This is a genomic window from Pseudoalteromonas sp. 19-MNA-CIBAN-0066 (assembly GCF_040308705.1).
GTDB lineage: Bacteria > Pseudomonadota > Gammaproteobacteria > Enterobacterales > Alteromonadaceae > Pseudoalteromonas > Pseudoalteromonas nigrifaciens.
On the sequence record NZ_JBEONZ010000230.1, the window covers coordinates 1 to 268 of the forward strand.

General features: G+C 46.6%; 1 protein-coding gene. It reads right to left on the reverse strand.

The annotated features are described in order from the left end of the window. Window positions 1–268 (reverse strand): flavin reductase family protein (locus AAEZ18_RS18940; RefSeq protein ID WP_352255957.1); only part of this gene is annotated, 268 nt, incomplete at both ends.

Below are 268 nucleotides of genomic sequence, written 5' to 3' on the forward strand. Positions count from 1 at the left end.
GTACAGCATTTGAAAATGTGAACGCCCAAGCAAGTAACCTAGTAAATCTTCGTTGTAGCTGCACTGTGGCGCTGTAGGTTCACTAGATAAGTTAACCGCTGCCCACGGTATACGTGCAGTCATTGCGTACTGACCTTGCTGAAACACCAGTGGCGGTAGTGCTTGATGATCAAACCCCAGTACTTCACCTATAAAAATAAGATGATCCCCCCCATCGTGCGTTACCATATTACGACACTGAAAACGCGCGCTACAATCGGCAATAAGT